Source organism: Paraburkholderia nodosa DSM 21604 (assembly GCF_000519185.1).
Classification (GTDB): domain Bacteria; phylum Pseudomonadota; class Gammaproteobacteria; order Burkholderiales; family Burkholderiaceae; genus Paraburkholderia; species Paraburkholderia nodosa.
Window position 1 is genome coordinate 54,456 of record NZ_JAFA01000004.1, and the last position, 19,902, is coordinate 74,357.

12 protein-coding genes are annotated in these 19,902 nt (G+C 67.8%); 8 read left to right on the forward strand and 4 right to left on the reverse strand.

Annotated elements, in window-relative coordinates; translation table 11 throughout:
- Positions 1 to 82 precede the first annotated feature (82 nt).
- The 5 genes from A3CW_RS0106740 to A3CW_RS0106760 all read left to right on the forward strand — a co-directional run bounded on the left by A3CW_RS0106740 (position 83) and on the right by A3CW_RS0106760 (position 3,417).
- A complete protein-coding gene (locus A3CW_RS0106740; RefSeq protein ID WP_028202874.1) occupies positions 83 to 769 on the forward strand; it encodes an MgtC/SapB family protein in 687 nt (228 codons plus the stop codon).
- Positions 770 to 1,020: 251 nt separating this feature from the next.
- The gene (locus A3CW_RS0106745; protein WP_154677875.1) at positions 1,021 to 1,857 is read left to right on the forward strand and encodes a hypothetical protein; all 837 of its coding nucleotides are present in this window, start codon (positions 1,021 to 1,023) and stop codon (positions 1,855 to 1,857) included.
- Between the two features lie 200 nt (positions 1,858 to 2,057).
- A complete protein-coding gene (locus A3CW_RS53240; protein WP_169739096.1) occupies positions 2,058 to 2,213 on the forward strand; it encodes a hypothetical protein in 156 nt (51 codons plus the stop codon).
- 199 nt (positions 2,214 to 2,412) lie between these two features.
- Positions 2,413 to 3,027 (forward strand): flavin reductase family protein, encoded by a 615-nt coding sequence (locus A3CW_RS0106755; RefSeq protein ID WP_028202876.1) that lies wholly within the window; start codon positions 2,413 to 2,415, stop codon positions 3,025 to 3,027.
- A 93-nt stretch (positions 3,028 to 3,120) separates the two neighbouring features.
- Positions 3,121 to 3,417 (forward strand): hypothetical protein, encoded by a 297-nt coding sequence (locus A3CW_RS0106760; RefSeq protein WP_028202877.1) that lies wholly within the window; start codon positions 3,121 to 3,123, stop codon positions 3,415 to 3,417.
- Positions 3,418 to 3,429: 12 nt separating this feature from the next.
- Here A3CW_RS0106760 and A3CW_RS0106765 read toward each other — a convergent pair whose 3' ends face one another.
- Complete coding sequence (locus A3CW_RS0106765) at positions 3,430 to 4,602, reverse strand: porin (RefSeq protein WP_028202878.1); 1,173 nt, start codon at positions 4,600 to 4,602, stop codon at positions 3,430 to 3,432.
- Between the two features lie 292 nt (positions 4,603 to 4,894).
- On the opposite strand from A3CW_RS0106765, the gene A3CW_RS45505 reads away from it, so the two are divergent.
- Entirely contained in the window at positions 4,895 to 7,426 is a 2,532-nt protein-coding gene (locus A3CW_RS45505; RefSeq protein ID WP_081771549.1) for a penicillin-binding protein 1A, read from the forward strand.
- A gap of 101 nt (positions 7,427 to 7,527) precedes the next feature.
- Here the strand turns inward: A3CW_RS45505 and A3CW_RS0106775 are convergent, their stop codons facing one another.
- Positions 7,528 to 9,534: a methyl-accepting chemotaxis protein gene (locus A3CW_RS0106775; RefSeq protein ID WP_028202879.1), complete on the reverse strand. Its 2,007-nt coding sequence runs from the start codon at positions 9,532 to 9,534 to the stop codon at positions 7,528 to 7,530.
- Between the two features lie 268 nt (positions 9,535 to 9,802).
- Positions 9,803 to 12,280 carry a heavy metal translocating P-type ATPase gene (locus tag A3CW_RS0106780; protein WP_035512502.1) on the reverse strand — a complete coding sequence of 826 codons (2,478 nt, stop codon included), beginning with the start codon at positions 12,278 to 12,280 and terminating at the stop codon, positions 9,803 to 9,805.
- Between the two features lie 308 nt (positions 12,281 to 12,588).
- On the opposite strand from A3CW_RS0106780, the gene A3CW_RS0106785 reads away from it, so the two are divergent.
- Positions 12,589 to 14,043, forward strand: coding sequence for a DUF1254 domain-containing protein (locus tag A3CW_RS0106785; RefSeq protein ID WP_028202881.1), 1,455 nt, complete (start codon positions 12,589 to 12,591; stop codon positions 14,041 to 14,043).
- Between the two features lie 327 nt (positions 14,044 to 14,370).
- Entirely contained in the window at positions 14,371 to 18,168 is a 3,798-nt protein-coding gene (locus A3CW_RS0106790; protein WP_028202882.1) for a DUF748 domain-containing protein, read from the forward strand.
- Positions 18,169 to 18,219: 51 nt separating this feature from the next.
- On the opposite strand, the gene pdxR is transcribed toward A3CW_RS0106790, so the two are convergent.
- Positions 18,220 to 19,752, reverse strand: a complete 1,533-nt coding sequence (gene pdxR, locus A3CW_RS0106795) for a MocR-like pyridoxine biosynthesis transcription factor PdxR (protein ID WP_028202883.1) — start codon at positions 19,750 to 19,752, stop codon at positions 18,220 to 18,222.
- Between the last annotated feature and the right edge of the window lie 150 nt (positions 19,753 to 19,902).

Below are 19,902 nucleotides of genomic sequence, written 5' to 3' on the forward strand. Positions count from 1 at the left end.
TACGCATTCGCAAACTGCGCGGGACATTCAAGGCTGCCGCAGCGCGCTCGCCCACGACAACAAGACCCGGAGGGTGATAACCATGATCGGAAACTGGGAACTCATTGCGCGGCTCGTGCTGGCCGCGCTGCTCGGCAGCGTGATTGGCTTCGAGCGCGAGCGGCTTTCGTGGGCGGCGGGGCTGCGCACCCATATGCTCGTGAGCGTGGGCTCGGCGCTCATCATGCTCGTCTCGGCCTACGGTTTCGCCGATGTACTCAAGGGCGACCACGTCGTGCTCGATCCTTCGCGGATGGCGGCGCAGGTCGTCTCGGGCATCGGCTTTCTCGGCGCGGGCTCGATCCTGCTGCGCGGCGAGATCGTGCGGGGGCTCACGACGGCGGCGAGCCTCTGGTCGGTTGCGGCCGTGGGCCTCGCGGTGGGCGGCGGGCTCTATACGGGCGCGATTGCGGCGACCGTCATCATTCTCATCATCCTCGCGGGCATCAAGCCGCTCGAGCGGCGCTTCATTACGTTCCGGCAGCGTCGCCAGCTCACGCTGCTGGTGAGCCGCGGCGCGCTCACGTTTCACTCGCTGCACGACGCGCTCGGCACGTCGAGCCCGCGCGTGAAGCAGTTCGTCGTGCAGCAGAGCGACGACTCGCCCGAGCTGGACGAAGTGATGATCACGCTGAGCCGCGTGTCGTCGATGGAGTACGAGGCGATTTGCGCGACGCTGCGCCGCTTGCCCGACGTGAAGGAATTTCGCGAGGACGGCGCACCGGGCTGACTGCGCAAGGCGTTGGGTCGATGCCGGCTGGGTAAGTCGGGGCAGAGCCCCTGGCGGCGCGTTCCGGCATGCGACAATGCGCGTTCGAACCAGAACACGAGGACGTCGCCAAGCGGCCGTGACCGGCCGGCGCGCGACGCGAACCGCATCGCTGACCCATGGCTGATTACGCAGATACCGCATCCTTGAGCTCTTCGCATCCCGAACGCAACGCGCCGTGGCAGCCCCGCGCGACGTCTGCGTCGTCCAACGTGACTGAATCCCCGCCTGCTGTCGAATCCGATGCTCCGCACGCGCTTGCCGGCGAGGACCTCGCCGCCGTGGCCGAAGCGGATGCCGCTGTGCGCCAGGGCACGCTGAGCGGCTTCGAAAGCGCCGAGCCTGCTCGAGCGATGGCCGCGCCCGCCGAGGAGGCCGGTGCAGCGAGCCCCGTTGCGGGTGCAACGACTGCGCGCCGCGCGCCGCGGGCGAAACGTGCCGCGGCGCCTGCCGTGGCCGAAGCGGTGGCGCCCGGCGTTGGAGAGATGCCGGACCCGGCTGGTGCTGCCTTCGTCGCCGAGCCGTCGTTTGCCGCCGACTCTGCTGAGCGCATGGAACCCACTGGGTTCGCGCCCGAAGCGGCTCAGACGGCCACCGAGCCGGACGCGCTGACGCAGCGCCTCGACGCGCTCCAGGGCGCGCTCGCCGAGCAGCGCCGCATGGCGGTCGCCTCGTCGCGCCAACAAAAGTGGGTGGTCGCCGCCGCTTCGGTGGCGGTGCTCGCATCGGTCGGTTTCGGGATCGCGCAGTCGGTGCGGCTCGACAGCCTCGCAAACGAATCCCGCGCCGATGAGGCCCGCCTCGAGCAGTTCATCCTGAAGCAGCAGTCCACGCTCGACGACCTGTCGCAGCGCGTTGCCGCGCAAACCGCCGCTGCCATCGCGGCTGCTGCGGCCGCTGCCGCTGCCGCGGAGACCCCGGCGGCGGCGTCAGCACGCGTGTCGTCCAGGGCGGCGCCCGCCAAGGCATCGCCCGCCCCCGCGCGCCATGCAGCGGCGCATGCCGCGCGTGCGGCTCACGCGAAAAGCGCCCAGAAAGCCACGCGCTGACCGGCTTCTCCCCGCGATCCCGCCCCTGTATCCGAAAACTCGATGCGTTGCTTTGTTGCAACGCATCGAATGTGCTCGACCCCGTGCGACGGCGCGTCGCAGTTTTTTTGCTGCGCTGCACTAGCGTTGCCCTAGGGAAAACCCTATAATTCGTTCTGTCTTAGGGAAAACCCTGAACTGCAGCCTAACTGGGAGTCGCCATGAGCTTCATCTTTGCCCTGTTCCAAAAGGTGAGCGACCTCTTCGCGTCGCCGTATCTGCCGATGGATTCGGAATACTCGTACGCAGCGCGTCACCGCGAAGCCGAGCGCGTTCGCCGCTCGCACTACATGCCGTTCGGCATGCCGCGTGACTGATCGAAGCTGAAGCGCTTCGGGCGGCGCGCGCCGTCCAACGCGTTTCTCCGGTCAGACCGCCAGGTCTTCAAGCAAGGCCGGCTCTCGCAAGAGAGCCGGCCTTGCTGCGTTTTTGGGGCGGCTGCAAGCCTCTGGCGCAACGGCAGCCGCGCGCGGCTCGTGTCATAGTGATGCCGCATCGAAATCGCTACGCCTCATCATGTCCAATACTTACTTCTACGATCCCGCCCAGGGCCATGGCCTGCCGCACGATCCGTTCAAGGCGATCGTCGCGCCGCGCATGATCGGCTGGATCGCCAGCCGCGCGAAAAGCGGCGCGCTCAATCTCGCGCCCTATAGCTTCTTCGGCGCGTTCGCCACATTTCCGCCGATCATCGGGTTCTGCAGCGAAGGCCGCAAGGACAGCATCAGCAACATCGAAGAGACCGGCGAGTTCGTCTGGAATCTCACCTCGAAGGCGCTGGCGCTGCAGATGAACCGCACCTCCGCGCCGGTCGCGGCCGACGTCGACGAATTCGCGCTCGCGGGCCTCACGGCCGCGCCGGGCCGCAGCGTCGCGGTGCCGCACGTGGCCGAGTCGCCGGCCGCGCTCGAATGCAAGCTGCTGCAGGTCGTGCGGCTCAACACGCTGGACGGCGCGCCCATGGACAACTGGCTCGCGCTGGGGCAGGTGGTGGGTGTGCACATTCGCGAGGAATTCCTGAAGGACGGCCTGTTCGACACGCACGCCGCCCAGCCCGTGATGCGCGCGGGCTATCGCGCCGACTTCGCGGAGATCGGCGAGATGTTCCAGATGGTGCGGCCGAGCGCGTAAGCCGCTGCGGGCGTGAGCAGATCGCGGCGTTGCCGCGTCCTGCCCGCCCGCCGATAATGGCCCGACAGCGCGAGGCGCGCAGGGAGGCAATCCATGCAATCTCCGACGGGATCGGTGGTGGCGCTCAGTTCTGCCGCCTCGACGATGTTTTCGATCGGCCTGATCGCGCTGGGCTACTGGGGGCTGCACGAGCCGTCGGCCTGGCGCATCGGCGACCGGGTGGTCGTCGGCATCGCGCTCGCGGGCTTCGCGTGCCTCGGCAGCGTGCCCTGGCTCGCCACCTCGCCCGCGAAACCCAACGACGAGTCGCGCTTTCTGATGGCGCGCCGCGCCTTTCTCTGCGGCGCGGCTGCCGTGTGGGTGTCGATTGCCCTGTCGCTCGTGCTGTGACCAGGAGCGTGATCAGAAGCGGGCGCGCAAGCCCACCGTGCCCACCACCTGATTGGCCGTCGTAGACGCGCCGCCCGCCGTGTTGATGAACGCCACGTAGTTGTGTCCCGAGGCGTGCTGGTACATGGCCTCGCCGTAGAGGTCGGTGCGCTTCGAGAGGCGGTACACGACCTGTGCGTCCACCTGGTTCCACTTCGGATCGGCGCCGTAAGTGGTCGTGTTGCTCACGTGGCCGTCCGTGAAGGTGTAGGCGAGGCCCAGGCTCCACGCCGGGTTCAACTGATACTTCCCGTTCACTTCGTAATTGTTGAAGCTCATGTCGCCGCCCTGCGAGCCGAACGAGCTGGTGCCCGCGTACTCGCTGCGCGTGAACACGAAGCCCGCGGTAGCCGGCCCGAACGTGTAGTTGATGCCGCCGCCGAACGAACGCAGCCGGTCGGCGCCGAGTGCGAAGCCACCCTTGCCGTTGGCCGTCGATTCCGCGAGATCCACCGCGCCCGGGCTGCTCGCCGTCGCGCCCTGGGTGCCGTTCAGCTGCAGATAGCCGGCCGCGATGGCGAGCGGCCCGTTGGTGTAGCTCGCGCCGAAGCTGTAGGCGCGGTTCACGGCGAAGTCGGTCTGGTTCGAGAACGCGTACAACGCGCCGAACTTCAGGCCGCTATACGTGTTGCTCGTGAACTTGACGGCGTTGCTCATGCGCAGCGAGTGGTTCAGGTTGTCGTTGTCGAACGGATGCGCGAAGCCCGTGTCGCCGAAGGTGCCTGCCGTGGCCGAGAGCGGCGCGACGAAATCGACGAGCGAGTCGTACTGGCGGCCGAGCGTGAGCGAGCCGAACTGGTCGCTCGCGAGGCCCACGTAGGCCTGGCGGCCGAACATGCGGCCGTCCTGGCCGAGCTTGCCGTTCTGCACGTTGAAGCCGTTTTCGAGCACGAAGACCGCATGCAGGCCGCCGCCCAGGTCCTCGCTGCCGCGCACGCCGAAGCGGCTGCCGTTCACGTTGCCGCTCGTTGCCTGCCAGAGCGCGCCGCCCGACTTGCCGCTCGCGACGTTGTTCGTGTACATGATGCCGGCGTCGATCAGGCCGTAGAGCGTGACGGAGCTTTGCGCGTGGGCCGCGGGCGCGGCGAGCGTGCCGAGTGCGCCGAGCACGGCGGCAGCGGTGGTGAGCGAGAGGGGGTTCTTCATTCGAGGTTCCTGTAGCGTTGTTGTTTCGTGGCGTGTGCAACAGCGACAGGAGTGTAGGGAGGGAAAGACTCCGGAAAAACCGGCTGTGACTGGAGAGGATTCTTCCTCGATCTGGAAGGATGATTTCATCTCCCTGTCATAAATCGACTCAGGCATCGACTCAGGCGATCGAGGGCTTGCGCCAGGCCCGAAGCAGGAGCGGCCTTGCGAGTTTGGTACGATTCACGCTTTGCCAGCCGACCCTACCTGCCGCGTGAAGCGTTACGTGCCGTTGATCCGCGATCGAATCGCGATGTCGTTGTCCCGCCTGAAGCCCGCCGCCGCGCGGCTGGGCGGGTTTATTCGCCCGCTGGGGGCGCGTGCGCTCCATCATCTGCGGCATCCCACGCGGCGCGGCGTGCTCATGACCATTGGCGCGTTGCCGGCGCTCGTCGTGCTCTACGTGCTCGTGCTGATTCCGTTCACGCCGAGCATTGGCGACATCCGCAAGGCGCGGGTGGACGAACCGGCCCAGATTCTGTCCGCCGACGGCAAGGTGCTCGCCGAGTTCAAGCCCTCGAACCGCGAATGGGTGCCGCTCGCGCAGATCTCGCCGCACATGGTCGATGCGCTGATTTCCACCGAGGATCACCGCTTCTACGAGCACCACGGCATCGACTTCAAGCGTACGGCGGGCGCGGCGCTGCACACGTTCTCGGGCGAGCGCCAGGGCGGCTCGACCATTACGCAGCAGCTCGCGCGCAATCTCTATCCCGATGAAATCGGCCGCGCGCCCACGCTCACGCGCAAGATCAAGGAAGCGATCACGGCGTTCAAGATCGAGGCGGTGTATAGCAAGCAGCAGATTCTCGAGACGTATCTGAACACGGTGCCGTTCCTCTACAACGCCTACGGCATCGAGATGGCGGCGCGCACTTACTTCGGCGTGTCGGCGGATCAGCTCGACATCCTGCAGGCCGCGACGCTCACCGGCATGCTCAAGGGCAACGCCTATTACAACCCGGTGATCAACCCCGAGCGCGCGCTCGCGCGGCGCAACACCGTGCTCGGCCAGATGGTGAAGTACGGCAAGCTCAGCGAGGCGCAGTACGCCACGCTCTCGAAGAAGCCGCTGCGCCTCGACTTCGAGCGTCAGACCGAGCCGCCCGGGCCCGCGCCGCACTTCGCGCTGCAACTGCGCAAGTGGCTGATTTCGTGGGCCGACCGCAACGACTACAACATCTATTCGGATGGCCTCGTGGTGCGCACCACGATCGATTCGCGTCTCCAGCAGATGGCAACCGCCGCGCTGCGCCAGCACACGAACCAGCTGCAGGGCATCGCCAACGGCGCATGGAGCGGACGCAACGGCTGCGTGGCCGGCAACGACCTGTTCGCGACGTTCATGCGCGAAACGCAGGACTACAAGAGCGCACGCGACGCGGGCGCGAACGACGCCGACGCGCTCAAGCAGCTCGCTGGCGACCGCACCTTCATGCGCAACCTCTGCAAGAGCAAGACCGCGGTGGAGGCGGGCTTCCTCGCCATCGACCCGCGCAACGGGCAGATCAAGGCGTGGGTGGGCAGCCGCGACTTTACCGACGAGCCGTTCGACCACGTGCAGCAGGCGCGCCGTCAGCCGGGCTCGACGTTCAAGCCATTCGTGTACGGCGCGGCCTACGCGGCGGGCGCGAAGCCGAGCGACACATTCATCGACCAGCCGGTGGAGATTCCGCTGGCGGGTGGCGAAATCTGGAAGCCGACCGACGACGTGCCGCCGAGCAATCGCCCGATGACACTGCGCGACGCGATCGCATTCTCGCGCAACCGCATCACCGCGCAACTCATGCAGACGGTGGGCCCGGACAAGGTTGCGCGGCTCGCTCGCGCGATGGGCGTGCGCGACAGCCAGCTCGACCCGGTGCCGTCGCTCGCGCTCGGCACGAGCCCGGTCACGTTGAAGGAGATGGTCTCCGCGTACAGCACCATCGCCAACGACGGCGAGTATCTCGAACCGCGCATGGTCACGAGTATCGAGGACCACAAGGGCAACGTGCTCGCGCAGTTCGAGAGCGCTTCGCCCGAGCGGGCGCTTTCGGCGGAGGCGGACCGCACGCTGCTCGACACGATGCGCGACGTCGTGAACCGCGGCACGGGCTCGGCCATCCGCACGCGCTTCGGCATTCGCGGCGACGTGGCGGGCAAGACCGGCACGACCCAGGGCAACACCGACGGCTGGTTCATCCTGATGGACCCGCAGCTCGTTGCGGGCGCGTGGGTGGGCTTCGACGACGGCCGCGTGACGCTCGACGACTACTGGGGGCAGGGCGCGCGCAGCGCGCTGCCGATCGTCGGCGACTTCTTCCAGCGTGCGTTGCGCTCGCGCCTCGTGGATCCGCGTGCGCGCTTCGACACCGAGGTGACGCCGGGCGCGTTCGAAGCCTTCCGCGAGAAGCTGCGCGCGTGGGTGGACAAGCTGTTCGGCAAGCACGAAGCGCCGCCTCCGGCCCCGCCGGTGCGGCATGCGCCGCCGCCGCGCGTGAGTGCGCCGGCAGCTGCCTCTGTGCCGGCTGCGGCTTCGGAGACGGGGGCATCGGCGCCTGCGGAGGCATCGGCGCCGTCTGCCGCTTCGGCGGCGGCCGCAGAGTCCGCCGCGCGCGCGATCATGGGCCTGCCGCCGATCATCGGGCCGTCCAGCGCGCCGGCGGCGCTTGCCCCGCAGCCTTCGTATCCGGCGCAGGCGCCGGCGCTTGCGCCGACCCCGACGCCCGACGAGGCGGACCCTGACACGCCCGGCGCGAGCGCGAGCTACACGCCGCCCGTGGCGCAGCCGCAGGGGCAATGAGCGCGGCGCCGCGCCGTTAAGAAAAAAGGCAGCGTCTCGTGACGCTGCCTTTTTTATTTGTTGGGCACTGCGAATCATGCCCTGAAGGTGCTACGCGTGCGTTACTCGCGCACCTTGAACACGGAAACAAGCTCGGCGAGCGCTGCCGCATGATCGTTGAGCGTGGCGGCGGCGCGCTCGGCGTCGCCCACGAGCGCAGCGTTCTGCTGCGTTGCCGCGCCGATCTGCGAAACCGCGATATTCACCTGCTCGATGCCGCCCGACTGTTCGCGCGAGGCTATGCTGATCTCGCCGATGATCGAGCGCACTTCATCGACGCGCGCAACGATGCCGCGCATGGTCGTGCTCGCTTCGCCGGCAATGCGATAACCCGTCTCGACCGTCGACGACGATTCGGTGATCAGCGCCGAGATTTCCTTCGCGGCCGCCGCGCTGCGCTGCGCGAGCGCGCGCACTTCGCTCGCGACCACCGCGAAGCCCTTGCCGTGCTCGCCCGCCCGCGCCGCTTCCACGGCCGCATTGAGCGCGAGGATGTTGGTCTGGAACGCGATGCCGTCGATCACGCCCGTGATCTCGGCGATCTTCTGCGACGCGCGGCTGATGTCGTTCATCGTTTCCACGACGCGGCTCACGGCGCGCCCGCCGTCGAGCGCGGCTTCGGCTGCGCTCGTCACCACGGTGTTGGCGCGCGTCGCGTGGTCGGCGTTCTGCTGCACGGTCGAGGTGAGTTCCTCCATGCTCGCCGCCGTCTCCTCCAGGCTGCTCGCCTGGCTCGCGATGCGCGAAGCGATTTCGCCGCTGCCCTGCGCGATGCGCGAAGTGTCCTCGCTCATCTGCGCCGTGGCACTGCGCACCTGCGCGACGATCTGCGCGAGGCCCACGCCGATGCCGTCGATGGCGCGCGTGAGGCGGCCGATCTCGTCGGCGGCCGCCGTGCCTTGCGCGTTCGCTGCATCGCCATGTCCGATGCCGTTGCGGCTGTTGTTGCCGATGCGCACCGTGAGGTCGCCCGCGGCGAGCTGGCCGGCGGCTCGCGCGGCGGCGTCGAGCGGCCGGCTCACGAGGCGGCGCGCCGCGTAGATCGACAGCGCCGCGAACAGCGCGACCAGCACGAGGCCGATGGCCGCGAAGCGGTCGCGCGTGGCGTTCACTTCCGCCATGATCTCGTCGCGCACGGCGACGCCGCCCACGAGCCATTGCCACTGCGGCACGCTGACGAACGAGACGAACTTCGCGCGCGCGTCGCCCTCGCCGCGTGTCGAGTCGGCGGAGGTGTAGTCGAGCGTGCCTTCGCGCGCTTCGAGCATGCGCGACCAGGGCGCGTCAGCGTCGTCGTAGTGCTTGCCAACGGCGCTCGGGTGCACGAGGAAGGTGCCGCGCGTCGGGCCGTTCGACGCGTCCATCACGAAGTAATAGCCGCTCTCGCCAATCTTGAGCTTGGCGATCTCGCTCTTGAGCGCGTCGATCTGCGCGCCCACGTCCACGCCGACGAAAAGCGCGCCGATCACGTGGCCGCTCGCGTCGAGAATCGGCTTGTACTGCGTGATGTACTGCTTGCCGAACAACTGCGCGAGGCCGGTGTAGGTGCGGTTGGCCATGACCGGGCCATACGCAGGGCCGTTGCGGTCTAGCAGCGTGCCGATCGCGCGCGAACCGTCCTGCTTCTTGAGCGACGTGGTCACGCGCACGAAGTCGTCGCCGCTGCGCGCGAAAACGGTGGCGATTTCGCCGCTGCGCGCGAGAAACTGGTCGGGGATCGTGAAGTCCAGGTTCAGCATGTGGTCGCCGGACTTGAAGACCGGCGTGGCCTTGCCGCCAATGTCGACCGTTTGCGTCGGGTCGAGCGCGAAGGCGCCGGGCAGGAAGCTCTCGAAGAGCTGCATGGCACGGTCGACTTCGGCTGCGAGCGCGCCGTCGATGAGCGAGATCGACGAGGCGACCGACTGGTCCTTTTCGGCAATGCGCGTGCGCACCTGTTCGCCGACCTGCGTCGCCGCCGAATGCGTGATCGCCCACGTGAAGGCGGCAAATATGGCTGCGACGAGCACGCACGATAGCAAGGCGAGACGCACGCCGACGCTCGCGCGGCTTGATAAGCGTGAAAGCATGAATTCGGTTCCGGAATAGAGCATGTGAGGAAGGAACCTGCGCCTTCGAGGCGCTGGCATGACGCATTACGGCGCGCGCGCGCGATCCTTTAGGGGCAGGTGTGAAAAACCTTACAGTCACGTAAAGATTACCGATCGGTCATGCCGTTTCGGTGTGCAGATTGTGGGATATTTCGGAATCCAAAAATAACGCCGCCACAAGGAAAAGGGCGCATGAAGCGCCCTTTCGTTATGTTTCGTGCGATACGTCGCGCCGTGAATTTCTGCGTTAGCGGCGGGCCTGCCACGTTCTGAGCAGCAGCGCGTTGGTCACGACGCTCACGCTGGAAAACGCCATGGCGGCGCCCGCGAGCATGGGATTGAGCAGGCCGAAGGCGGCGAGCGGAATGCCGATCAGGTTGTAGACGAACGCCCAGAACAGGTTCTGCTGGATCTTGCGCCACGTGCGCCGCGAAATATCGATTGCGGCGGCAACGAGCGCCGGGTCGCCGCGCATGAGCGTGATGCCAGCCGCGTGCATGGCGACGTCGGTGCCCGTGGCCATGGCGATGCCGATGTCGGCGGCGGCGAGCGCCGGAGCGTCGTTGATGCCGTCGCCGGCCATCGCGACGATGCCGCCGCTCTTGATCTTGAGGTCGCGGATCGTGCGTGCCTTGTCGTCGGGCAGCACCTGCGCGTGGACTTCGCCGATGCCGAGCTGCGCCGCCACGGCTGCGGCGCTGCCCGCGTTGTCGCCGGTCACGAGCACGCTGCGGACGCCCATCGCCTTGAGGCTCGCGATGGCTTCGCGCGCCGTGGGCTTCACGGTGTCGCCGAAAGCGAGCAGGGCGAGGACGCCGCCGTGCGGCTCGAATAGCCACGACACCGTATTGCCCGCCTCTTCGAGCGAACGCGCGCGGGCCGCGAGCGTGGGCGGTACGGCGAGCGCCAGTTCGTCGAGCCAGCGGCCGCTGCCGATTGCGAGGCGCCGGCCGTTCACTGCGGCTTCCACGCCGCGCCCTGGCACCGCGCGCGCATGGGCGGCGACAGCCAAGGCGCCTGGCGCCTGGGCTTTTACCTGGGCTTCATACGCCTGCACCACGGCTTTCGCGAGCGGATGATCGCTATGCCGCTGCACGGCGGCGGCGAGCGCGAGCGCTTCGCCGCGCGCGAGCCCCTCGGCCGCTTCGAACGCGGTGAGCGAGGGCTGGCCGAGCGTGAGCGTGCCGGTCTTGTCGAAGGCGACCACACTCACGTTGTGGGCGGTCTCCAATGCTTCGGCGTCCTTGATGAGCACGCCGTGGCGCGCGGCCACGCCGGTCCCGGCCATGATCGCGGCAGGCGTGGCAAGGCCGAGCGCGCACGGGCAGGCGATCACGAGCACGGCCACGGCATTGAGGATCGCCGTTTCGGCGCTCGCGCCCGCGAACAGCCAGCCGCCCAGCGTGATGGCCGCGATCACGAGAATCGCAGGGACGAACACGGCGCTCACGCGGTCGACGAGACGCTGGATCGGCGCCTTTTCGGCCTGCGCGCTTTCCACGAGGCGAATGATGCGCGCGAGCGTGGTTTCCGCGCCGATGGCCGTGGTGCGCACGGCCATCGCGCCTTCGCCGTTGATCGAGCCGGCCGTGACGGGATCGTCGGGCGCTTTCGGCACCGGCAGGCTTTCGCCCGTGATGAGCGATTCGTCGATGTGGCTGCGGCCTTCGAGCACGACGCCGTCCACGGGCAGGCGCTCGCCGGGGCGCACGACCACCACGGTGCCCACGCGAACCTGGGTGAGCGGGACTTCGCGCTCCTCTGTGTTGGCGCCATTTGCGCCATCGACGCGGATGCGCGCGCGATCGGGCCGCAGCGCGTTGAGGGCGCGGATCGCGTCGGTGGTCTGGCGCTTCGCGCGGGCCTCGAGCCACTTTCCGAAGCGCACCAGCGTGATGACCACCGCCGAGGCCTCGAAATACAGATGGGCCATGTCGCCGGGGTGCGCGAGCATCGCATAGACGCTCACGCCATACGCGGCCGAAGTGCCGAGCGCGACCAGCAGATCCATGTTGCCCGCGCCGGCGCGCACGGCCTTCCATGCGGCGCGGTAGAAGCGTGCGCCGAACACGAACTGCACGACGCTCGCCAGCACCAGCTGCGCCGCGGCGGGCAGCATCCAGTCGAAGCCGAGCCAGTGGCCGAACATCGGCAGCACGAGCGGGGCCGTGAGCAACGCCGAAATCAGCACGGCGCGCCACTCACGGCGCGCCTCGTCGCTGGCGGCGGCGCGTTTCGCCGGGGTGGCGGCGTCTTCGTCGGCGGCGAGCGGCGTGGCTTCATAGCCGGCCTTCTTGACTGCGGCGACGAGCAGGTCCTGCAATTCGCCCGTGAGCGGCGAGCGCGTGTTGACGGTGGCCTGCTCGGTGGCGAGGTTCACGCTCACGCCAGCCACGCCGGGTACGCGCGCAAGTGCCTTCTCGACCCGGTTCGCGCACGAAGCGCAAGTCATCCCGCCGATGGCGAGCGTGGTGGCTTCCGTGGCGACGGGCACGGCTTCATAGCCGGCCTTTTCGACGGCGGCGACGAGCGCGGCGGGCGCGACGCCGCCGCTGGCCTCGACGGTGGCCTTTTCCGTGGCGAGATTGACCGAGGCGCGCGTGACGCCCGGCACCTTGGCAAGCGCTTTCTCGACGCGCATGGCGCACGAGGCGCACGTCATGCCGTGGACCTCGAGTTCGGCCACGGCGGTATCGGTGCGCTCTGCTACGAGGGGTTCATTCATGATGGGGTGCGAGCACTGGCTGTCATCGATGTTAGGCAGTATCTACGTTCCCATCATGGGAAGGTCAAGGGGCGCGACACTACGTCCCTTTCGTTTCAGAGGGAAGTCCTGAGAGCAAGCTCTCGAGCTGTAACGCAATATTCCACGCTGCAGGCTTTTCAGGCCCATGCGCGAGCGATACGATACCAACCGGCGGCATTGGCGCCTTGCCGCGCGCATTTGACCACGGCCCTGGGGGGGCCCGCGCGCGGAGTGGCCAGCCGGTCGACGTCACTTCATGGACCGCCCGCACCGAATACAACCAACAAATGACAACAATACATCGAGCATTCTCTACGTACCGTAGCTGCTCCGCGCTTGCCTGTCTTGCCCTGATCGCCGGATGCGCCTCGGCGCCGGGCGACGTTGCGCCGAAGAGCAACGGCTGGATGAAGGACGAAGTCTCCGACTCCTATGTGTTCGGCTATCCGCTCGTGCTGATGGACGTGGCGCGCGAAGCCGCCACCGGCAGCGGGCCCGGCCAGGCCGCGCCGAACACGCTGCGCCACGCGCAGTCGCTGCCGCCCGTCGGGGCTTCGAGCCCGCCCGAACCCAACCTCGACACGCTGACTTCCAGCGGCTGGCTCGACGTTTCGAGCGAGCCGGTGCTCGTCACGCTGCCCGATACGCACGGCCGCTACATGGACGCGCGCGCGCTCGACATGTGGACGAACGTCGTCTGGTCGACGGCTGCCGCGCAGACCGGCGAACGTGTCAGCGGTCTGAAAGCGCAAACGATTGCATTTGTTCCGGCCGGCTGGAAGGGCACGCTGCCCGCGCGCGTGAAGCGCGTCGATGTGTCGACACGCTACGTGTGGTTCCTCGCGCGCATCCAGACGCGCGGCGGCGGCGACCTCGCGGCTGTGCGGCGGCTGCAGCACGGCCTGCAGGTCACGGCGCTTTCCGGGTGGGACGAGCGCGGCGCGCGCGGCAAGGCCGGCGCTCGCGGCGGCCGCGGCAACGAGCCGACCGGCGCCACGCAGAGCGGCGATCCGGTCGCGCCGGGCACGCCGTCCGCCCAGGTTGCGTCGCTCGACGCGAACGGTTTCTTCGACCGGCTCGCCCAGGCGCTGGAAGACAACCCGCCCACGGCGGACGACGCACACGCGCTCAAGATTCTCGGCGACATTGGCGTGCACCCGGGCGACCCGGCGCAGTTGCCCACGGGCGCGAAGGACGCCGCGGTCGTCAAGGCGGGTCTCGCCGATGGCCGCACGCGCGCCGCGACGCCGCCGGCCAACCTGCTGGCGGGCAACGGCTGGCTCTGGGTGGGCGACGACGCGGGCAACTACGGCCCCGACTACTCGCTGCGCGCCTATGCGGCGTACACGTCGCCGGGTCTGCCGACGACCCGCGACGAAGTGCGCGCCCGCGTGAGCCAGGACAGCGACGGTCATGCGCTCAACGGCGCGAACCGCTACACGATCCACTTCACGGCCAAGCAGTTGCCGCCGGTGCGCGGCTTCTGGTCGATCACGGCCTATACGACCGACGGCGCGCTCGATGCCGACGCGCCCGTGCGCGTGGCGTTCGGCGACCGCAGCGGCGCACGGCGCAACCGTGACGGCTCGCTCGACGTGCACGTGAGCGCCGAGCGGCCGCGCGGCGGCGCGAACTGGGTGCCGGCGCCGCATGGCGACTTCCGCCTCGTGATGCGCCTCTACGCCGCGAAGCCGCAGGCGACCGATGGCAGCTGGCAGCCGCCCGCCGTCGAGCGGCAGTAATCGCTGAGCCGGGCTGAACCAGGCGTTGGCGGGCCGCTGTCCCGCCAACGCTTTTTTTGCGCCGCATAAGCCCGCTCAAGCGCCACGCCCGGCTTTTCCGCCCGCATTTCATGCATTGCGCAACACGCGCGACGGACACCCCGCAATCGCCGGGCCATCGCCTTTGCGCTGTTACTTCTTGTTGCGCAATACCTGCGCCGCGGGCGGCGTTTTCCCGCCGTCCGATCTTCTATCGGACCTATACTTCCGGCTGTCGGCATCCCCGGATTTCCGACATCAGACCCACATCCCGCGGCGGGCCTGTTGCCGCCTCATCCGCAAGCAAGCATGGCAAGCCTCAACAAAGCGTCGCTCAACTCTTCCTTGCAAACGGTGCGCGCAGTCGCGCGTGCGCCCCGCACCCGGCGCATCCTCACGGGCGTCGTCATCTTTCTGATTGTGTTCGGTCTGGTCGGCTTCTTCGCCGCGCCGCCGATCATTCGCCACGTTGCCGAGCAGCAGTTGAGCAAGCAGCTCGACCGGCCCGTCACGATCGGCCGCATCGCGCTCAATCCGTACACGCTGCGTCTCGAAGCGGACCGCGTGCATATCGGCGAGCGCGGCGGCAACGGCGACTTCTTCGATGTCTCGCGCGCCGTCGTGCAGGCGTCGTGGTCGTCGATCTTTCGCGCGGCGCCCATCGTCGACGAACTGCGGCTCGACTCGCCGCGCGCCACGATCGTGCGGCTCGACGCCCAGCACTTCAACTTCTCGGACCTCATCGAGAAGTTCTCGACGCCCTCGAAGCCCAGCAGCAAGCCCACGCAATTTTCGGTTTCGAACATCCGCATCGAGAACGGCCAGATCACCTTCGATGACCGCCTGCTCAACGAAAAGCACGTGATCGACCGCTGGTCGCTCGGCATTCCGTTTATCGCCACGCTGCCTTCCAAGACCGATATCTTCGTTCAGCCGATGCTGCGCGCGCGCATCGACGGGGCGAGCACGCTCGCCATCGACGGCAGGACCAAGCCCTTTTCCGCGACGCGCGAGTCGGAAGTGGAGCTGCGCCTGACCGACCTCGACGTGCCGAAGCTCCTCACCTATGCGCCGACGAAGCTGCCCGTCACGGTGAAGAGCGGCAAGCTCTCGACCAACCTCAAGCTCGATTTCGTGATGTCGGGCGAGAAACCCACGCTGCGTGTGACGGGCACGACCGACCTGAACGACTTCGACTCGACCGACAACGCCAACGCGCCGTTCTTCGGCGCGCGCAGCCTGCACGTGGCGGCGGCCTCGCTCGAACCGTTCAGCAATGTCTATCGCTTCGACGACATCCGCCTCGACGCGCCCACCGTGTGGGTCGCGCGCGACAAGCAAGGCGTGCTGAGCGTCGAGAAGCTGATGGGCGCGCCGGCCGCGCAAAATGCGCCGGCCGCGAACGAGGCCGCCGGCAAGGCCGCGAGCGCCGCCGCGCCAGCCTCGGGCGCCTCGGGCGCCCAGAGCGCGCAGGCGGCGCCCGAGGAAGCGAAGCCCGCGCCGCTCGATCTCTCGATCCGCCAGTTCGCGCTCACGAACGGCACCGTGCACGTCGCTGACGATGTGCCGGCGCGGCCGGTGAACGTCGAGCTCACGCAGCTTTCCACCACGCTTACCAACTTCTCGACGACCGCTAAAGCGGGCGCGCCGTTCACGTTCGCGACGAACGCGAATGACGGCGGCACGGCCAAGGCGTCGGGCACGTTCAGCATGGCGGCCAAGAACGCCGAAGCCAACATCGCGCTCGAGCGCGTGAGTCTGCCGCAGGCGCAACCGTATATCGACAACCTGAGCGGCGCGCAGATTCTGGACGGCAAGCTCAATCTCACGTCCACGCTCAAGGCCGACTGGGCGCAGCAGCCTGCCGTCGTGCAGGTCGGCCAGAGCACGCTCGGCCTCGAATCGCTCAAGCTCGCGGCGCGCGGCGCGAAGGCGCCTGCCATCGCGCTCGCCCAGGGCACGGTGCAGGTGAGCGGCATCGACCTCAACGCGCGCAAGGCGCAGATCGCTTCGGTTGACGTGACCGGGCTCGTGGTGAACGCCGAGCGCCAGAAGGACGGCAAGCTCGACCTCGCGCAACTTGCCTCCACGCATCAGGCGGCGCCCGAGCGCACGGCGATTCACGCAGCCCAAAAGTCGGTGCAGGAAGGGCCGGCCTGGCGCTACACAATCGACGCTTTCACGCTGAACAACGCCACGATCAACTTCACGGACAGCTCGACGCCGCGCCCGGTGAAGCTCGCGATCACGCCGTTCGACCTGAAGATCCAGCAGATCAGCGACGACCTGCGGCACCCGCTGCCGATCGACCTGAAGGCGACCGTCAACCGTAAGGGCACACTCGCGCTGAGCGGCAAGATCAACCCGACGCCGCTCACGGCGCAGTTGAAGATCGACGCAAACCAGCTCGACGCCGCCGCGTTCGAGCCTTACTTCGGCAATCAGCTCAACGCGGTGATCGCGAGCGCGCTGCTCAACATGAACGGGCAGCTTTCGGTCGAGCAGGGCAAGGCGCTCAAGGCGAACTATCGCGGCGACGCGGCGCTCGTGGACGTGCGCATGCTCGACAAGGCCACGTCCGGCCCGTTCGCGGGCTGGCGCTCGCTCGCGCTCACGAACCTGAAGGCGAACTACGACGACGCGCGCGGCACCGACGTGGACGCGAGCCGCGTGACCTTCGCCGGCTTCTATGGCCGCGTGCTGCTCGACGCGCAGGGCAAGCTCAATCTCAAGGACGTGGTCGCGCATCAAACCGGCGCGGCGCAGTCGCTCACGCAGGACACGAGCGGCAAGCCAGGCGCGCACGAGCCGGTTCCGCTCACGCCGCAGGCGGCGAGCGCACCCGTGCAGACGGCGTCCGCACCCACGCCCGCTTCCGCGCCTGCCACGGTCGTGGCCGCACAGGCGCCGAAGAACCCCGTGCGCCTGCACTTCGGCGAGCTCGTGCTGCAGGACGGCCGCGTGAACTACACCGACAACTTCATCAAGCCGAACTACACCGCCGATCTCGTGCAGATCCACGGCACGGTGGGCGCGTTCGGCACGCAGTCGACGACGCCCGCGCCCGTGGATGTCTCCGCGAAGCTCGCGGCGAACGGTCCGCTCTCGATCAAGGGCACGGTGAACCCGCTCATCGAGAAGCCGTCGCTCGACCTCACGGCGAGCGCGCACGATATCGAGCTTACGAACCTCACGCCGTATTCGGCGAAGTACGCGGGCTACCCGATCACGAAGGGCAAGCTCAACGTCGATCTGCATTACCAGCTCGCGAACGACCAGCTCTCGGCGAACAACCATATCTTCATCGACCAGCTCACGTTCGGCGATCACATCGACAACGACACGGCCACCAAGCTGCCGGTGCGGCTCGCGATCTCGCTGCTCAAGAACCGCAAGGGTGAGATCGACGTGAATATTCCGGTGTCGGGCTCGCTCTCGAACCCCGAGTTCAGCCTGGGCGGCCTGATCTGGAAGGCGGTGCTCAACCTCATCGCGAAGGCGGTGACCGCGCCGTTCACGCTGCTCGCCAACGCATTCGGCGGCGGCGGCGAAGACCTGGGCTATGTCGAATTCGCGGCCGGCACGGCAACGCTGACCGATGCCGACCAGAAGAAGCTCGACACGATCATGAAGGCGCTCGACGACAAGCCTTCGATCAAGATCGATCTGATCGGCCGCGTCGATCCGGCCGTGGACACGCCCGCGCTGCGCGAGCAGTACGTGGATCGCCTCGTGCGGCTTCAGAAGGTGAAGGACACGGTGGGCAACGGCGAGAGCGTCGATACCTCGCAGGTCAAGGTGGACGACAAGGAGTACGAGAAGTACCTCACCAAGGCCTATAAGGATGCAGACTTCAAGAAGCCGCACAACATGATCGGCCTCACGAAGACGCTGCCCGTGGACGACATGAAGCAGGCGCTGGCCGACCACGCGCCGGTTGACGACGCCACCTTGCGCAACCTCGCTCAGGACCGTGCGCAAGCGGTGCAGCAGTACTTCGAAGGCAAGGTCGATCCGAGCCGCGTGTTCATCGTGGCGCCGAAGCTCGACGCCAAGGGCATCGACGACAAGGGCGCGACGACGCGGGTGGATTTCGGTCTGAAATAAGCGGCGCGCTTCTATGCAAAGGCGCAACTCGATGCAGCGGCGCGCTTGGGTCTAACCGGCGCGCCGCAGCTTTTTCGGGTTCGCAAACGCATGTTCCTCGATGACCTGCGCGAGCGTCGCAAAGGCCGGCGCGATTTCCTCGTGCGGTACGCACGCGTAACCCGTTAGCAATCCTTTTCGGTCCTGGCGCACGCTGTAGTAGGCCGCGAGCGGGCGCACGATCACGCCCGCGTCGTAGGCGGCCGCAGCGATGACGCGATCGTCGGTGTGGTCGGGCAGGCCGAGCACGAAGTGCAGACCCGCTTCGTCGCCCATGACGGGCAGCGCATCGCCGAAGTGGCGCGTGACCGCGTCGATCAGCAGCTGGCGCCGCTCGCCATAGAGCGTGCGCATGCGGCGCACGTGCGAAGTGAGATAGCCATCCATGATGAATTCGGCGAGCACGGCCTGCTGCATGAGCTGGCCTTCGCGATACAGCTCCGCCACGCCCGTGCGGAACGTGGCCGCGAGCCGCTCGGGTACGACCATGTAGCCGATGCGCAGACCCGGAAACAGCAGCTTGCCGAGGCTGCCCACGTAGATCACGCGGTCCGACTCGTCGAGACCCTGCAGCGACGCGAGCGGCCGGCTGCCGTAGCGGAACTCGCTATCGTAGTCGTCCTCGATGATCCACACCTTGTGCTGGCGCGCGTATTCGAGCAGCGTGCGGCGGCGCGCGAGGCTCATCACCATGCCGAGCGGGTATTGATGCGAAGGCGTGACGAGCGCGATGCGCGGCGGGTCGCGCAGGTCCTGCTCACGCGGATTGAGCCCTTCGTCGTCGACGGGAATCGGCGCGAGCTTCAGTCCCGAGGACTGCAACACACTGCGCGCGCCCCAGTAGCAGGGCTCTTCCACCCAGGCGCGGTCGCCCACGTCGGCGAGCAGGCGCACGGCGAGATCGATGGACTGGTGAATGCCGGTCGTGATGATGATCTGGTCCGGCGTGCAACGCACCGAGCGCGCCACACGCAGGTAGTCCGAAAGCGCCCGCCGCAGCGGCCGGTAGCCGCCGCCGGGCGCGTAGGTAAGCAAACCATGATTGGCCGATTTCCACAGCCGGGCCTGCAGGCGGCTCCACGTGCGCGCCGGAAATTCGGCCACGTCGGGCACGCCCGGCATGAAGGCGCCCCACTGCCTGGCGGACACGCCCGCCTCGTCGATGAGCCGTTGGCCGCGCATCGACATGTCGCCGCGCGGGGAAGCGCCGTTCGCGTCGTCATCCTCTTCGGCGGGGGCGGCGGCTGGCGTCGGCGTGCTCACGGCGGCCGAGTCGGGGCGCGTGTCGGCGACATAGGTGCCGCTGCCCGTGGTCGAGATCACGTAGCCCTCGGCGCTCAGCTGGTCGTAGACGTGCAGCACGGTATTGCGCGCCACGCCGAGGTCGCCCGCGAGCGTGCGCGAGCTGGGCAGCTTGGTGCCGGGCGCGAGCCGGCCCGTCAGGATGGCCTGCTGCATGAGCTGCAGCAGCTGACGGTAGGCGGGCTCGGCGCTTTCCTTGTCGAGTTGCGCCGCGAGCCATTCGGACAGGATGACCATGGCCAAGTGGTTCCATCGATAATAATGAAATGGCTCCATTGAATAGAGCCGGGACCATCTATAGTAATTCGCACGTCAGTTTCGGTTAATGCCTGCGACAGGATTTATTTAATCGCGTCAGAAGGGCCGGCCGGGAAAAAGAGCAAGCAAAGGAGA

What these genes read in the sequence shown, in the direction of transcription:
- A3CW_RS0106740 (WP_028202874.1), top strand. Translation starts at nt 83, where the DNA reads ATGATCGGAAACTGGGAACTCATTGCGCGGCTCGTGCTGGCCGCGCTG.
- A3CW_RS53240 (WP_169739096.1), top strand. Translation starts at nt 2,058, where the DNA reads ATGAGCTTCATCTTTGCCCTGTTCCAAAAGGTGAGCGACCTCTTCGCG.
- A3CW_RS0106755 (WP_028202876.1), top strand. Translation starts at nt 2,413, where the DNA reads ATGTCCAATACTTACTTCTACGATCCCGCCCAGGGCCATGGCCTGCCG.
- A3CW_RS0106760 (WP_028202877.1), top strand. Translation starts at nt 3,121, where the DNA reads ATGCAATCTCCGACGGGATCGGTGGTGGCGCTCAGTTCTGCCGCCTCG.
- A3CW_RS0106765 (WP_028202878.1), bottom strand. Translation starts at nt 4,602, where the DNA reads ATGAAGAACCCCCTCTCGCTCACCACCGCTGCCGCCGTGCTCGGCGCA.
- A3CW_RS45505 (WP_081771549.1), top strand. Translation starts at nt 4,895, where the DNA reads ATGTCGTTGTCCCGCCTGAAGCCCGCCGCCGCGCGGCTGGGCGGGTTT.
- A3CW_RS0106775 (WP_028202879.1), bottom strand. Translation starts at nt 9,534, where the DNA reads ATGCTTTCACGCTTATCAAGCCGCGCGAGCGTCGGCGTGCGTCTCGCC.
- A3CW_RS0106780 (WP_035512502.1), bottom strand. Translation starts at nt 12,280, where the DNA reads ATGAATGAACCCCTCGTAGCAGAGCGCACCGATACCGCCGTGGCCGAA.
- A3CW_RS0106785 (WP_028202881.1), top strand. Translation starts at nt 12,589, where the DNA reads ATGACAACAATACATCGAGCATTCTCTACGTACCGTAGCTGCTCCGCG.
- A3CW_RS0106790 (WP_028202882.1), top strand. Translation starts at nt 14,371, where the DNA reads ATGGCAAGCCTCAACAAAGCGTCGCTCAACTCTTCCTTGCAAACGGTG.